The sequence below is a fragment of the Staphylococcus sp. 11007852 genome (assembly GCF_011394325.1).
GTDB lineage: Bacteria > Bacillota > Bacilli > Staphylococcales > Staphylococcaceae > Staphylococcus > Staphylococcus agnetis.
The window spans coordinates 14,451-30,045 of record NZ_JAANBJ010000004.1 but is presented as its reverse complement, the minus strand read 5'-3'; the positions used below and the strand labels follow the sequence as shown (position 1 = coordinate 30,045).

The following is a 15,595-nucleotide window of genomic DNA, read 5'->3' as shown; positions in this document are numbered from 1 at the left end:
GTGAATATGTGTTTACAAATTCTATATTTCCAAACCAATTCATTCAAATCAATTATATCAATTATATCTAACATTCTATATTTTTCTCCCTCACATTCTCCCTTAAATATTTTGTATGGAACGCACTTTATACGTTCGTAAAGTTATCGTTAAAATGAGATTGAATTACTAAACGAACAAAAGACGAGATCTTCAAAATTCAATTGAGTTGTGAAGATTTTTTGATATCTATCACATAAAGTTCTAAAGGTGACGTATGTTGTCGCATTAGTTATACGATATGTAACATAAATCTATTAAAGGTCAATATAATTGACTATTTTTGTATACTCATTTATACTAGGAGCAAATAATGAGAAAAAGGTGAAGCACATGAAAAAGAAAATCAGTCAATTTATATTTGATGAAATAGAACGCCATGGCGTGGATACAATTTTTGGTGTACCAGGAGATTTTAACTTAGCATTTTTAGATGATATCGTAGCCCATCCAAAATTAGAATGGGTGGGCAATACGAATGAATTAAACGCGGCGTATGCGGCAGATGGCTATGCGCGCCTTAAAGGATTAAGTGCAATGGTAACTACATTTGGTGTTGGAGAGTTAAGTGCTGTGAATGGCATTGCTGGTTCTTATGCAGAACGTGTGCCAGTGATTGCGATTACTGGAGGACCTACAACAGTCGTTGAAAAAGCGGGTAAATACGTTCATCATTCTTTAGGTGAAGGTGTTTTTGATGTGTATCAAAAAATGTATCAACATATTACGGTTGCTCAATCCTATATAACACCTGAGAATGCGCTAACTGAAATTCCTCGCGTCATTCAAGCAGCATTGGATGAAAAGCGTCCAGTTCATATCCATCTTCCTATTGATACGGCGATGGTTGAAATTGACGTGCCTGATACAGAGCAACATTCAAAAGAAGAAACAACTGCCACTGAATGGTTAACTGTGCTTGAACAAAAATTACAGCAGGCGAAGCAACCGACACTCATTGTTGGTCACGAAATAAATAGTTTTCATTTACAAAATGAAGTTAAAGTGCTAGTGGATCAGCTCGGATTACCCGTTGCGCAATTATCTTTAGGTAAATCAGCATTTGATGAAACGCACCCAAATTATATGGGAATTTATGACGGTAGCATTGCTCATCCAGCGATAAAAGATTATGTCGATAACAGTGATTTAGTGATTACTTTAGGTGCAAAATTAACGGATTCGGCAACGGCTGGTTTTTCTTATCAATTTGCAGATGAACAGATTGTGACGTTAAACCATAAAAATATTCAAGTAGATGAAGTAACGGTTGAAACGATGGCATTACCTGAAATTGTGAGCCAAATGTCAAAACTGAATACTCATTTTGATGGAGAATATCCACAATGTGAACACCCTTCTAATTCAGAAGTTGTCGTTGACGATGCACCACTTACACAACAGCACTATTTCGAGTTAATGCAACAATTTATTAAGCCAAACGATGTGTTAATCGCTGAGCAAGGAACGTCATTTTTTGGAGCATACGATTTAGTCTTACCACAAGGTGTAACGTTTATTGGGCAACCTTTATGGGGGTCTATTGGTTATACATTCCCAGCAACATTAGGTACGCAACTTGCAGACCGTCATCGACGCAATATTTTATTAATTGGTGATGGTTCACTTCAATTAACGGTTCAAGATATGGCCACAATGTTGCGTCAAAATATTCACCCAATCATTTTTATTATCAATAATGATGGTTATACTGTGGAACGTAAAATTCATGGTGAAAATGAACCGTACAACGATATTTCAAAATGGGACTATCATTTATTGCCAACTGTATTTGGTCATAAAGAGACGCCTACGTATCAAGTTTCAACGTCTAAAGCATTAAAAGAAGTTATGGATAAAGTGAATGATCAACCACAATCTATGCATGTGATTGAAGTGTTTATGGATAAACATGATGCTCCAGAGAAATTGACGAATATTGCGAAAGCATTCGCAACTCAAAATAAATAATTGGGTGTTGACACGTCAAAACTATGTCTGTATAGTATGAATTATCAAATAACTTAAATGGATTGATAAGTAACGTTTGATGTTGTAGTGTTCAGAAAGCTAACGGGTGATGGAAGTTAGCACAACGCAATCGCGAAATTGGGCAATCTTAAGGTTGAGAGTTAAATAATGTGAAAAGTGAACATGTTTTAAACATGTTAATAAAGGTGGCACCACGTTAACGCGTCCTTTTTGAAGCGTTAATGTGGTGTTTTATATTTTGTGAGGAAAAATGAAGTAACTTTATAACTGGTAGTGTCAGAAAATGAACGGTTGATGTGAGTTCATACCTTTATGAAGTGAATTGGGTTTTTCTGTAAGCAACCAATTGCATAATGAGAGTGAGCAGTTTTTACTGCTAATTAAGGTGGTACCGCGCGTGAAGCGTCCTTTATATGGACAATCATGCGTGGTTTTTTATTTTAAAAGGAGGGATGATTCAATGATTATAAAATATCGTGTGCTTAATGCGCCGGTGAATCCAGAAACTCTTGCAAGACACCAAGATAAAAAGATCATTCTAGAAAGTGCGACGACGGACCAGACGAAAGGACGTTTTTCCATTGTTGTTTTTGACACTTATGGACACTGTGCATTAAAAGATGAAGTGTTACATATTCAGACGCCAGACCATTACCAACAAATTACAACACATCCATACGAGGCATTGAAGGCATATATTAATGACTTTAAAGCAACTATAGAGGAGGCGTCATTAAAGACGCTGCCGTTTGTATCAGGCTTTATGGGATATTGTAGTTTTGATCTTGTACGTCATGCATTTCCAATATTAAAACAACAAAAAATCACAGGAGAGACGAATGATGCGTTGTTTCATATGGTTGAATCTGTGTATGTATTTGACCATTATAAAGAACAAATTTATGTTATTGCGACAAACTTTTTCTCGAAGGTATCAGATGCCACATTGTCAAAGCGACTAGATGAGATGATGCAAGTGTTTGATCATATTGAACTCTTTGAACGTCAGTATCCACTGCCAAATCGTTATAAAGAGATAGAAACGAACATTTCGAATACATTGTTTATTGAACGTGTTGCAATGTTCAAGAATTTAATTCAACAAGGTGATATGTTTCAAGTCGTTCCGTCACGTATTTATCGTTATAAACACCACTTTGGTGCATATAAAAATGCGTTGTCCTATCAACTCTATCAACAACTGAAACGTAATAATCCAAGTCCATATATGTTTTATTACAATATGGGAGCTGATATTTTTGTTGGTAGCTCACCTGAGAGTTTCGTAAAAGTGAAGCATCAAGAAGTGATGACGAATCCGATAGCAGGCACGATTCAACGAGGTGCTAACGATATGGAAGATGCCGAAAATGCTACGAAGCTTTTACAGGATGAAAAAGAATTAAGTGAACATCGCATGTTAGTTGATTTAGGTCGGAATGATATTTTAAGAATTGCCCAGCCTGGCTCATTGCGTATCCCAAAACTGATGACGATTGAACGATACGAGCATGTGATGCATATCGTGAGTGAAGTGATTGGTACATTAAATCAAGATGCGACTCCTATGGACGTTATCACCTCATTACTGCCAACTGGAACAGTATCAGGTGCACCTAAAATTAGAGCCATTCAGCGCCTGTATGAATATTATCCCTTTAAACGAGGGGTCTATAGTGGAGGGATTGGTTATATTAATTGTGATCATGCGTTAGATTTAGCATTAACGATACGTACAATGGTTATAGATGAGACGCATGTCAATGTTGAAGCGGGTTGTGGTGTAGTATATGATTCTGTACCTGAAAAAGAACTAGAAGAGACGCGTCTTAAAGCTAAAAGCCTATTGGAGGTAACGTTATGATTCTCGTTATCGATAATTATGATTCATTCACATATAACTTAGTTGATTTATTACATCCTTATGATGAAGTAAACGTCGTCTATTCTGATGATCCAACATTGTATCATTATCAACCAGATGTCGTAGTGATTTCTCCTGGACCAGGTCACCCAAACGATACGACACATTTAGCAGAAATTATTGAACACTTTAAACATTTACCAATTTTAGGCATTTGTTTAGGTGCACAGGCACTATATTGTTATTATGGTGGCACTGTGCGAGTGGGCGAAAAGGTGATGCATGGAAAAATGGATCAATTACAATTCCAAACACCATCACCTTTATATAAAAATATATCAGAATATTCAGATATTATGAGGTACCATTCACTTATTTGTGATGAAAGTACGTTACCAAAAGCGTTGCAAATTACTGGACGAACGATAGACGCGATTCAATCATTTCAACATCAATATCGATTACATGTAGGGGTCCAGTATCATCCGGAGTCGTTTGCGAGTCCAGATGTTGCGCACATCATCGCTAATTTTATCGCTATGGCGAGAAAGGAAGGGCACTAATATGAGGTTACTTGATACTTTAAGACAGAACCAATCATTATCAGAACAAGATATTCATACATTTGTACAAACATTACTTTCAGAAGATGTTCTATTACACGATAAAGTGACTTTGCTTAAAGCATACACAAAAAAAGGGGAGACGGCGGATGAATTATATCATCTTACAGCTAAACTGATTCAAACAACATATCATCCCCAACCTGAATATTCCGGAAGCATGTGTGTCTGTGGGACAGGTGGAGACGAATCAAATAGTTTTAACATTTCAACAACGGTTTCGTTTATAGTAGCGGCAGCTGGTGTGTCCGTAGTCAAACATGGTAATAAAAGTGTGACCTCCCAGTCAGGAAGCGTCGATGTGTTACAAGCATTAGGCATCTCAACGACACCTGTGAATAATGTTCCAAAACAGCTCACAGAAACGAACCTTGCTTTTGTAAGTGCCATAACGGCATATCCAATTATGAAGCAATTACAACCTGTCCGAAAAAGCATTCAGCATCCTACCATTTTTAATATTGTTGGACCTATGATCAACCCATTTAAACTCGACTATCAAGTAATGGGGATATATGATCCTCATCGTATTGCGATCACTGCTGAAACGTTATTACGTTTAGGGCGTAAAAAGGCTATTGTCATTCATGGTGCTGGCGGCATGGATGAAGCAACGCTTTCTGGAGATAACCTTATATATGAAGTTAATGAAGGTCAAGTGACGTCCTATACACTCAATGCGACAGAGCTAGGGTTACGTTCCGCTGATAATTCTGAACTTAGAGGTGGAACGCCTGAAGAAAATAAGGCACTTATGCTTAGTATTTTAAAAGGAGCGAATACGTCTGTATGTCGTGACGTCGTGATTTTAAATGCAGCGATAGCACTTTACGTTGCTGAAAAAGCCATTAATTTTCAAGACGGCGTGATACAAGCAGCACAGCTCATACAGAGTGGTCAAGCCTACCGTCAATATTTAAAAATGGTAAAGGAGTCAGAACATGAATCTGTTGGATGAAATCGTCTTATATAAAAAGCAATTGCTTAAAGAAGGTTATTACGAAGACAAATTAAATACTTTGCCTCGTGTTGATATACAGCATAAAAATACGTTACAACATCGGTTAGATCATAGTCATCAAATTGAAGTGATTGCAGAAATAAAATCGAAAAGCCCTACCGTTAATGATATACCAAAACGTTGTTTAGAAGACCAAGTGAAGGCATATACAGTAGGTGGTGCAGCCGCAATATCTATTTTGACTGATGAAGCATACTTTCAAGGGTCTTTTGAACGGCTCGCCGCATTATCACCCACGACGACATGTCCGATTTTATGCAAAGATTTTATCATTGATCAACGGCAAATTGATGTAGCAAAAAAAGCAGGGGCATCTGTAATTTTATTAATCGTCTATATTTTGGATGATACACAATTAAAAGCATTGTATGATTACGCGACAGCATTAGGATTAGAAGTATTAGTGGAAGTACACAGTAAAGCAGAATTAGCTCGAGCGCACCGCATTCATCCTAAATTGATTGGTGTGAATAACCGTGATTTAAGACGTTTTGTTACAAACGTGGAACACACCAATGACATACTCAAAACATCGCGTTCCGACATACATTATATTTCAGAAAGTGGTATTCAACATCATTCGCACATAGAGATGATTCAACCTTCTGGTATCCATGGGGTGCTCGTAGGAGAGGCATTGATGAAGTCGGATGACCCTAGCGCTTTAATACAGGCAATGAGGCTCCAAAGGGGGGATGAGCGTTGTACTTAAAGTTATGTGGATTTACACGTGAAGTCGATGTGCAAGCTGCATGTCAATTAAATATCGATGCACTAGGGTTTATCACTTTTCCTAAAAGTCAACGTTATGTTGATTTTACGCAATTGGCCAAATTAACAAAACATATTCCAGAACATATCGACCGTGTTGCGGTAACCGTTAATATGCCCCATGCGCATATAGAACAGATCATTAAATGTACACGAGTGAATACACTTCAGCTCCATGGTGATGAGATAGTATCTACATTACAAAAGTTGAGAGACCACAATCCTGAGTTGCAAATTTTTAAGGCATTACATGCAGATGATGAACTCATGTATCAGATTGAACATGTCGCGCCATATGTAGATAAAATCATTGTCGATACGCCGACCAGTATGTTTGGAGGCTCTGGGCAAACTTTTGATTGGCACAAACTCAAACAGCTGAGTGAGACCCCGGTAGTGGTAGCCGGTGGGGTCAATGACGAAAACATTCATCAATTGTTAACATCCTATCCATTTATAGAAGGGGTAGACATTGCAAGTGGTATCGAGAGTGATAAAGGTATTAAAGATACACAAAAAATGACGCAAATTGTTGAGACGGTGAGAGGAGTAATAAAATGAAAAACATTCAATTACATGCAGATGAAAATGGGTTGTTTGGTGGCTACGGCGGACGTTATGTGCCTGAAACATTAATGCCAGCGATTGCAGAATTAAAAGAGGCGTATCAGGAAGCGCAAGCAGATCCTAATTTCTTCAAAACATTCAAATCATATTTAAAAAACTATGTGGGTAGAGAAACACCGTTAACCTATGCGAAATCATACACAGAAGCACTAGGGGGTGCCAAAATTTATCTGAAGCGTGAAGATTTAAACCATACAGGCGCGCATAAAATTAATAATGCACTTGGTCAAGCATTAATCGCCAAACGCATGGGCAAAAAGAAACTTGTAGCTGAAACGGGCGCGGGTCAACATGGCGTGGCTAGTGCGACAGTTGCTGCATTATTCGATATGGAATTGGTCGTGTTCATGGGAGCAGAAGATATTAAACGTCAGCAATTAAATGTATTTCGTATGGAGTTACTTGGTGCAACAGTGGTCTCTGTAGAGGAAGGACAAGGAACGCTCTCTGATGCAGTGAATAAAGCATTACAATATTGGGTGGCACATGTGGATGATACGCACTATTTACTTGGTTCAGCGCTAGGTCCAGACCCGTTTCCAACGATGGTGCGCGATTTTCAACGCGTTATAGGTGATGAAATTAAAGCACAAATGCGCGCCCAAACAAAGCGCTTACCAGATGCGGTCGTGGCTTGTATTGGTGGTGGATCGAATGCGATTGGCACATTTTATCCGTTTATAGAAGATGATGTCAAACTTTATGGTGTAGAAGCGGCAGGTCATGGCGTTGATACCGATCGCTATGCCTTAGCAATCACAAAAGGTAAAAAAGGTATCTTGCACGGTGCAAAAATGTATTTAATTCAAGACGACGAACATCAAATTAAATTGGCGCATTCCATCTCTGCTGGGTTAGATTATCCGGGTGTAGGACCAGAACATTGTTATTATCATGATATAGGACGTGTCACATATGAATCGGCTTCAGATTCTGAAGCAATGGATGCCTTAATTCGTTTTTCTAAAGCAGAAGGAATCATACCGGCTATTGAAAGTGCACATGCATTAAGTTATGTTGAAAAACTTGCACCTCAAATGGATAAAGACCAAATCATCGTCGTGACAGTTTCAGGGCGTGGTGATAAAGATATGGAAACAATCCGAAATTATATAAAAAATAAGGAAGGTGGTCATCATGAATAAAGCGTTTGTCGCATATATAATGGGAGGGCCTCATTTTATCGAGGAGTTAAAAGTACTTGATCGTAGTGGTGCGGATTATGTAGAAATAGGCATTCCCTTTTCTGATCCTGTTGCAGATGGGCCGATCATAAAAGCAGCAGGTGAACGCGCGATAGCAGCAGGTATGACATTAGAGGTGATTTTAAATCAGCTCAGCGCACATCGTCATGAGCTGTCAACCCATCTTATTTTGATGACTTATGCCCATATGATTGAAACATATGGGGAAGCGGCATTTATGCATAAGATGGATGAGCTTCAGATCTACGGCGTAATCATTCCGGATATGCCTTTTGAATACATTGAACAATTAAAAGCGCGCTATCCAAAGCGTAAGGTCAAACTCATTTCCCTTGTCGCAATGACCGCTTCAGAAGATCGTATGAAAGCCATTGCTGAAAAAGCAGAAGGATTTATCTATACTGTGACGATGAATCAAACCACAGGTCAAGATGGCAACTTTCATCCTGAATTGAAACAGCGTATTCAAAAGTTAAAAACGTATACGCCACTTCCGGTGATGGCTGGTTTTGGTATCCGAGATGCTTCACAAGTTCATGATATCATTACCGTTTCAGACGGCGTCATCATAGGAAGTGAAATTGTGAAAAGATTTCATGAAACTGGGATGGACGAGACTGCAGCATACTTACAAAACATTAGGGACGTATTAAACGAAGCAACGATGACGTAAGCCGTTATTGTTAAATTTACAAAAATTAATTAAATCATTGTAGACAATAAGGGTGTTAAATGTAACGCAACACGTTATAATAACGGTAACAATAGTTATAGAAAGGGTGTGGCACGCATGACGTATACGTTTATTTTTGATTTAGATGATACGTTGTATGATCAACTCCAAGCATTTAATGTTGCGTATCATTATCACTTTGCAGATAGCGATATTAGTGTTGCGTCATTATATCGACATTTTCGTCACTATAGTGACCTCGTATTTGAACAAACGCAAGATGGTCGTATGACGGTAACTGAAATGCACATTTATCGTATTACAGCAGCACTTAATGATTTCGACATTGCTTTACCAGAAAGAAAAGCCATCGCATTTCAACATGATTATGAAAATGCTTTAAATGGGATTGCGTTGTCACATCCGATTAAAACGTTACTATATCTATTAAAATCACACGACATTCCTTGTGGCATCATTACCAATGGTGAGAGTCATCATCAACGATTAAAAATAAAAACACTTGAATTAGATCATTACATTCCAGAGTCACATATTTTTATTTCTGCAGAAGAGGGTATGTCAAAACCAGATGTAGCACTATTTCAACAAGTCGTTAGTGAATTGGATTTAAATCCTCAGCGTACATTTTATATAGGGGATAATTTTGAAAATGACGTCATCGGCGCGTTAAATGCAGGGTGGCGTGTCATTTGGTTCAATCGACGCAATCGCCCGGCAACGCATGAAGGTTATAAACCGGATTACTATGTAGATAGTGAAGAGGCATTAGTTGAAGTGATTCAAACACTAATGAATGAAAAAGCATAATGATATGTATATTAGAATGACAAAATTAATAACCTTCAAAGCTCATAAGCGAAAATGACTTTTGAAGGTTATTTTTGTGCGTCATAATATGAACATACCCGTAATGTTATTGTGCCATGATATCTCTGGTAAAGCGCACACCTTGCTCTGGGGTTTCATACATAGTGATGGCATTAAGAGAAACGTCTTCTGGCAAATGTGCACTCAACGTATCCCAAAACCAGTAAATTAAGTTTTCAAGTGTGATATTCATATCGGGTAATGTTTCATTTAATAATTGGCCGTCCAGTTTGGGTTTTAAATGCGTTTTATAAATGTTGTCGATGATTCTAAAGTCAACAGCCATCCCCAAATCATCTGTTTTTGACCACAATTCAATATCTATGAGATAGCGGTTGTCCTTTAAATCGTGATGTGCGGTTTCACTTAAAAATATGCGGGCATCCGCAGTAAACTCATAATGGCGTAACACTAAAATGGTTTTGTGATGTTGCGCAAATTGTTTTGGTGGTGTCACGTTATCAAATTTAGACATACATCCTACTCCCTCTTTTTTAGTATCATAACATAATATTATTGTGGTTCGAAGAAAGGTGTCTTGTGAATGGGAAACGTGGTGTGTCACTTGTACAAGTTTTTATTATTTACTTTAAATAGACAAGGAACATTTATTTTCTTAGCTTCTACAGGGCTATGGAATGCGTTAGGTGCAGGCGCTTTAGGTTTCTTAATCAATGCGCCAGCCATTAACTATTTCGAACATGGCACACAGTGGACTGCCGCTCATGCGCACGGTTCTATGGCTGGAGTGTATGGCATGTTTTCAATCGCAATTTTACTTTACGTATTACGTAATATCACACGGTCTGAACTATGGACACGCCGTACAGAAAAGTGGATATCCATTGCATGTTGGTTATTAAACATTGGTCTTGCTGGAATGGTGTTAGTGACATTGTTGCCAGTAGGGTATATACAGCTTAAAGATGCATTAGAACATGGATATTGGCATGCACGTTTACCAGTGTTTTATCAACAAGATACTGTTTTTTGGTTGATGTGGGGACGCATGCCTTGGGATTTAATTTTTACAGCAGGTGTGATCATCTTATTCGTCATTACTGTCCGTGCCTTTATGTACGTGAAAAAGGTAAATAATCATTAATCATACAAAGCGTGGTAACTATTGTTTTTAAACGTAGTCGCCACGCTTTTTACTGATGCGTAATGAAAAGTTGAAGGGTATAGGGATGTGCCACCATAAGTACGGTCTTATTCTATTGTAAAATGACAAAACATTGATAAAGACCATGCGAAACCAATTTGAATCGTGTAAAATAGATAGAAACATGAAATCGCTATCAAATAAAGGGGGAATTTGATGCAACATGAAAAAATGAAACAAATGTTAAAATCACTTTTAGATGAACGGGCGTTTGATGATACTGCATCACTGGTGTCATATGGTTATGACGGTTCATTTGGGCAATATATTTCCGATGTTGTGACGCAACCGTGTAGTACAAAAGAGGTTCAAGCGATTGTTAAACTTGCGAACCAATACCAATGTCCCATTTATCCTAGAGGGGCGGGCACCAATTTATCAGGCGGAACTTTACCTGTTCAAGGAGGCATTGTACTTGATTTTTCACAGTGGAATGACGCACCCGTCATATACCCAGAAGATTTAATCATCAAAACACGACCCGGGGTGAAAACGGCTGATATTCATGCCTTAGCAGAAAAGCATCAATTAATGTATCCACCTGATCCATCATCTTCAGCAGTGTGTACCATTGGAGGGAATTTAGCTGAAAATGCTGGAGGTCCCCACGGTGTTAAATATGGTGTTACGAAAGATTATGTCATTGGTCTTGAGGTGGTGACAGCACGTGGCGATATCATTAAAACGGGTGGTCAAACGATAAAAAATGTAACGGGGTATGATTTAACAAAATTACTCGTTGGAGCTGAAGGAACATTAGGCATTATCACAGAAGCGACCTTAAGATTGATACCTAAACCAAAAGCCACTCAAACTGCAATGATTGTATTTGAACAACTTGAGAAGGCTGGACAATCCATTTCTCAAATATTAACGTCAGGTGTACGTCCTTCTAAAATGGAAATATTAGATCATCACGCGGTGAATAAAGTAGTGGATTATGCTGGGTTAAATTTACCACGTAGTGCAGCAGCGATTCTTTTGGTTGAAGTTGATGGAGAGCCTGAAGCTTTGACGCAAGAAATGACGACAATCAAACAGGCGCTCGAAAACATAAATGTCACGGACATCAAAATTGCACAAACAAAAGAAGAAGAAAATGCATTGTGGCAAGTGCGTAAAGCGGTATCCCCTGCAGTAGTGGAAAGTGGCTATACGAAAATATCAGAAGATGCCACAGTACCTTTAAGTAAAATCCCACAAATGTTTAAAAAGATATCTGAATTAAAAGAAAAATATCAATTAAACATTGTCATTTTTGGTCATGCAGGTGATGGGAATCTACATCCAACAATTAATGCGAATATGCGAGATCCGATAGCGGTTAAAAATGTTGAACGTGCGGTAGAAGAAATTTTTGAATATGCGATTGCACTGGGAGGCACGCTTTCAGGTGAGCATGGCATAGGTACGATGAAAAAACCATTTATGACAAGAGAATTAGGGGAGAATGGTGTACACTTTCAGAAAGCGATTAAACAAGCATTAGATCCTGACAATCTATTAAATCCTGGCAAAATCTTTCCGGAAGTCGGAGAGTCAAGGTTGGTGTTGCAACATGACTAATTTAAAAACACAACTTGATTACGAGGCCACTTTTGATTGTGTGCAGTGCGGATATTGTTTACCTGCTTGTCCTACATATGTCACTTTTAAAAATGAAAAACATTCTCCAAGAGGACGTATAAATTTAGTGAAAATGGCTGCAGAAGAGAAAATTACTTTAGAAGATATGGGAGAAAGTATTGATTTATGTTTAGGATGCCGGGCATGTGAAACGGTGTGCCCAACCCATGTGCGTTATGGAGACATTTTAAGTTCAGCCGTTGAAGTATTATATGACGTGCGACCGAAGTCTAAAGTTGAAAAGATGATACGTTATACCACATTTCACGGATTACTTCCGCATAAAAATCGATTACGCCTTGTCAATAAAGGGTTGCGATTATATCAAAAATCGGGTCTTGAAAAAGTAATTAAATCAACAAATCTCTTAAAAATGGCGCCTAAATATGCACAGTTTCAAAGGGTGATGCCTGAAGTTCATCCATCGATTAATCACTGGGAGCGCACATTTAAGTGTGAAAGCACTGTTACAGTAGGCTTTTTTCAAGGATGTATGATGGATGCGTTCTTTAGTCATATTAACCAACTAGCGCTACGTATTATGGCAGCACAAGGACTTCAAGTGACGAATATCCCATCTCAAACATGTTGTGGTGCACTTCAACACCATGCAGGGCAAACGTTAAGTACGATTCAACTTGCAAAACAAAATATTGAGGCTTATGAACAATATGATTTTGATTACATCGTTAATACCATAGGGGGATGTGGTGCAGCGTTAAAAGAGTATGACACGTTATTTGAGGAAGGCACACTTTGGCATGACCGTGCCAAAGCGTTTGTTAACAAAGTACGTGATATATCAGAAATCTTAAATGATTATCCGTTACCTGTGCGACACACCTTAAATTATGAAGCGGTTTATCAACCGTCATGTCATTTAGAAAATGTGCAACGTGTTGTTCAAGAACCCGAATCACTATTAACGAAGTTACCTGGACTGACACTACATGATTTTCCAAATCAACATCACTGTTGTGGCTCGGCAGGAATTTATAATTTAGTACATTATGATGCAGCGATGCAAATTTTAGATGAAAAGATGAAACATGTTAAAACACAACAACCCAACCTCATCATTACCTCAAACCCTGGTTGTCATTTACAAATGAAATTGGGGGTTGAGCGTGAAGGTTTATCTGACCAGATTGACGTCAAACATGTCGTGGAAGTTGTCGCCGAAGCATGTCGTATCACATTATAAAATTGAGAAAGGGGCGTCAGAGATGTAACGATGCTTATCGCTCAGTCGAATTAATTTAATGTTAACAATGATAGAACGTCCGTGAAAGGGAGGGATGTTATGAAAGTATTTAGAACACTCGGTTGGTTCTTTAAGCAAGAAAAATGGCGGTTCAGTACCGCAATCATCGCGATGATGATTACAGCATGTTGCAGTTTAGTGCCTCCACACATCATTGGGCGTGTAATTGACCATATTACAGCACAGTCATTAACACCGTCGCGTTTAATGATGTACTTAATGATTATATTATTGACAGGCGTTACCGTGTATATCTTAAGATTTTACTCACGTACACAACTTTTTGGTGCTAGTGCTAAACTTGGTCGATTATTAAGAGGAGAACTTTATGATAAATATTTAAGTATGCGGCCATCCTTTTTCCAAAAATATCGTACAGGGGATCTCATGGCACATGCCACAAATGATATTCGTGCTGTTCAAAGTACCGCAGGGGTTGGGGTGATGACCATTGCGGATGCGGTAATTATGGGCGGTATAACCCTTGTGATTATGGCACTCACAGTCAGCCCAAAACTTACATTCATTGCGATGATACCACTACCGATTCTTGTAATATTAACGCAATATTATGGGAAATTACTTCATAAAGGATTTAAAGAAGCGCAAGGGGCATTTAGTGAATTAAATGATAAAACGCAAGAAAGTATTGCGGGAGTTAAAGTCACAAAATCATTTGGATACGAACGTGCGGATGAAGCGGATTTTCGTGAATTAAGTGACCGTGTTGTTTTAAAAAATCTCACTGTTACTAAAATCGATGCACTGTTTGATCCAACAATTCAGCTCGTCATTGGTACCAGTTATTTATTAAGTGTCATATTTGGTTCCTATATGGTAGTAGATAACGCCATTACGATTGGACAACTCGTCACTTTCACAACATACCTTGGTATGTTGGTATGGCCTTTACTTGCCTTAGGTTTTTTCTTTAACATTATTCAACGAGGTAGTGCTTCTTATGACCGTATTCGTGATTTATTAGCAGTTCCCAATGACACGCACACGCATGAAACACTATCTGAAAAGCCCCAAGGGAACATCGTATTTCAGTTGAAACAGTTTACCTTTGAAGACGATACAGAATCGCATTTACATCACGTACATTTCACCATTGAACCGGGGATGACTGTGGGGATTGTGGGAAATACAGGGTCTGGCAAAAGTTTGTTAATTCGATTACTATTAAGAGAATTTGATCCACCCCGTGCACAGGATATTACCTATGGTGGACATGCGCTCTATCAGTATCCGATTCATCTACTTAGAGAAAAATTTGGATATGTGCCGCAAGATCATTTTTTATTTTCATCAACAATTCGAGGTAACATTGCATTCAGCGAACCTGAAATAGATGACGCTACGCTTTATCACGTGAGTGAAATGAGTCGTATTCATCAAGACATTATGTCATTACCCGATCAGTATGACACAGTAGTGGGTGAAAGTGGGGTTTCGTTATCAGGAGGGCAAAAACAACGTATTTCCATCGCACGTGCCTTATTAATGAACCCGGAAGTACTCATCTTAGACGATGCTCTATCCGCTGTGGATGCTGAGACAGAAACACGAATTTTACAAAATTTGAAACAAGAACGAAAAGGCAAAACCAATATTATTACAGCACATCGTATGAGTGCTGTCATGCATGCGGATTTAATTATTGTGATGCGTGACGGTACCATTGTTGAAAAAGGAACACATGAAGCATTACTCCAACAACAAGGGTGGTATGCGGAAACGTTTCAAGCACAAGCAATGGAAAATCGTTTGAATCAAGCTTTAGATCAACAAACACAAAGGGGGGCTGATCGTGAGTGAAACACAACCACAA

14 protein-coding genes are annotated in these 15,595 nt (G+C 38.4%); 13 read left to right on the top strand and 1 reads right to left on the bottom strand.

Annotated features, from left to right (window positions below; all coding sequences use genetic code 11):
* Nucleotides 1-372: 372 nt before the first annotated feature.
* The 9 genes from G8Y85_RS00615 to G8Y85_RS00575 all read left to right on the top strand — a co-directional run bounded on the left by G8Y85_RS00615 (nt 373) and on the right by G8Y85_RS00575 (nt 9,646).
* Entirely contained in the window at nt 373-2,010 is a 1,638-nt protein-coding gene (locus G8Y85_RS00615) for an alpha-keto acid decarboxylase family protein (RefSeq protein WP_103345676.1), read from the top strand.
* A gap of 481 nt (nt 2,011-2,491) precedes the next feature.
* Nucleotides 2,492-3,895 carry an anthranilate synthase component I gene (locus tag G8Y85_RS00610; RefSeq protein WP_103345675.1) on the top strand — a complete coding sequence of 468 codons (1,404 nt, stop codon included), beginning with the start codon at nt 2,492-2,494 and terminating at the stop codon, nt 3,893-3,895.
* The gene (locus G8Y85_RS00605) at nt 3,892-4,458 is read left to right on the top strand and encodes an anthranilate synthase component II (protein ID WP_103345674.1); all 567 of its coding nucleotides are present in this window, start codon (nt 3,892-3,894) and stop codon (nt 4,456-4,458) included. Before G8Y85_RS00610 ends, G8Y85_RS00605 begins: the two co-directional genes overlap by 4 nt.
* A gap of 1 nt (nt 4,459) precedes the next feature.
* The gene (gene trpD / locus G8Y85_RS00600; protein WP_165805272.1) at nt 4,460-5,476 is read left to right on the top strand and encodes an anthranilate phosphoribosyltransferase; all 1,017 of its coding nucleotides are present in this window, start codon (nt 4,460-4,462) and stop codon (nt 5,474-5,476) included.
* A complete protein-coding gene (gene trpC / locus G8Y85_RS00595) occupies nt 5,460-6,251 on the top strand; it encodes an indole-3-glycerol phosphate synthase TrpC (RefSeq protein WP_165805271.1) in 792 nt (263 codons plus the stop codon). Before trpD ends, trpC begins: the two co-directional genes overlap by 17 nt.
* Nucleotides 6,242-6,871 carry a phosphoribosylanthranilate isomerase gene (trpF, locus tag G8Y85_RS00590; RefSeq protein WP_165805270.1) on the top strand — a complete coding sequence of 210 codons (630 nt, stop codon included), beginning with the start codon at nt 6,242-6,244 and terminating at the stop codon, nt 6,869-6,871. Before trpC ends, trpF begins: the two co-directional genes overlap by 10 nt.
* Nucleotides 6,868-8,082 carry a tryptophan synthase subunit beta gene (gene trpB / locus G8Y85_RS00585; RefSeq protein ID WP_165805269.1) on the top strand — a complete coding sequence of 405 codons (1,215 nt, stop codon included), beginning with the start codon at nt 6,868-6,870 and terminating at the stop codon, nt 8,080-8,082. Before trpF ends, trpB begins: the two co-directional genes overlap by 4 nt.
* The gene (gene trpA, locus G8Y85_RS00580; RefSeq protein ID WP_165805268.1) at nt 8,075-8,815 is read left to right on the top strand and encodes a tryptophan synthase subunit alpha; all 741 of its coding nucleotides are present in this window, start codon (nt 8,075-8,077) and stop codon (nt 8,813-8,815) included. The genes trpB and trpA overlap by 8 nt, the downstream gene beginning before the upstream one ends.
* A 117-nt stretch (nt 8,816-8,932) precedes the next feature.
* Nucleotides 8,933-9,646 carry an HAD family hydrolase gene (locus G8Y85_RS00575; RefSeq protein WP_165805267.1) on the top strand — a complete coding sequence of 238 codons (714 nt, stop codon included), beginning with the start codon at nt 8,933-8,935 and terminating at the stop codon, nt 9,644-9,646.
* Nucleotides 9,647-9,752: 106 nt separating this feature from the next.
* On the opposite strand, the gene G8Y85_RS00570 is transcribed toward G8Y85_RS00575, so the two are convergent.
* Nucleotides 9,753-10,181 (bottom strand): 6-pyruvoyl trahydropterin synthase family protein, encoded by a 429-nt coding sequence (locus G8Y85_RS00570; RefSeq protein ID WP_037567228.1) that lies wholly within the window; start codon nt 10,179-10,181, stop codon nt 9,753-9,755.
* Between the two features lie 69 nt (nt 10,182-10,250).
* On the opposite strand from G8Y85_RS00570, the gene G8Y85_RS00565 reads away from it, so the two are divergent.
* From G8Y85_RS00565 to G8Y85_RS00550, 4 genes are all read left to right on the top strand, one after another.
* Nucleotides 10,251-10,811 carry a cbb3-type cytochrome c oxidase subunit I gene (locus G8Y85_RS00565; RefSeq protein WP_245203085.1) on the top strand — a complete coding sequence of 187 codons (561 nt, stop codon included), beginning with the start codon at nt 10,251-10,253 and terminating at the stop codon, nt 10,809-10,811.
* 216 nt (nt 10,812-11,027) lie between these two features.
* A complete protein-coding gene (locus tag G8Y85_RS00560) occupies nt 11,028-12,437 on the top strand; it encodes an FAD-binding oxidoreductase (protein WP_165805266.1) in 1,410 nt (469 codons plus the stop codon).
* The gene (locus G8Y85_RS00555) at nt 12,430-13,701 is read left to right on the top strand and encodes a (Fe-S)-binding protein (protein WP_085622941.1); all 1,272 of its coding nucleotides are present in this window, start codon (nt 12,430-12,432) and stop codon (nt 13,699-13,701) included. Before G8Y85_RS00560 ends, G8Y85_RS00555 begins: the two co-directional genes overlap by 8 nt.
* Nucleotides 13,702-13,800: 99 nt before the next feature.
* Nucleotides 13,801-15,582, top strand: coding sequence for an ABC transporter ATP-binding protein (locus G8Y85_RS00550; protein WP_165805265.1), 1,782 nt, complete (start codon nt 13,801-13,803; stop codon nt 15,580-15,582).
* Nucleotides 15,583-15,595 lie beyond the last annotated feature (13 nt).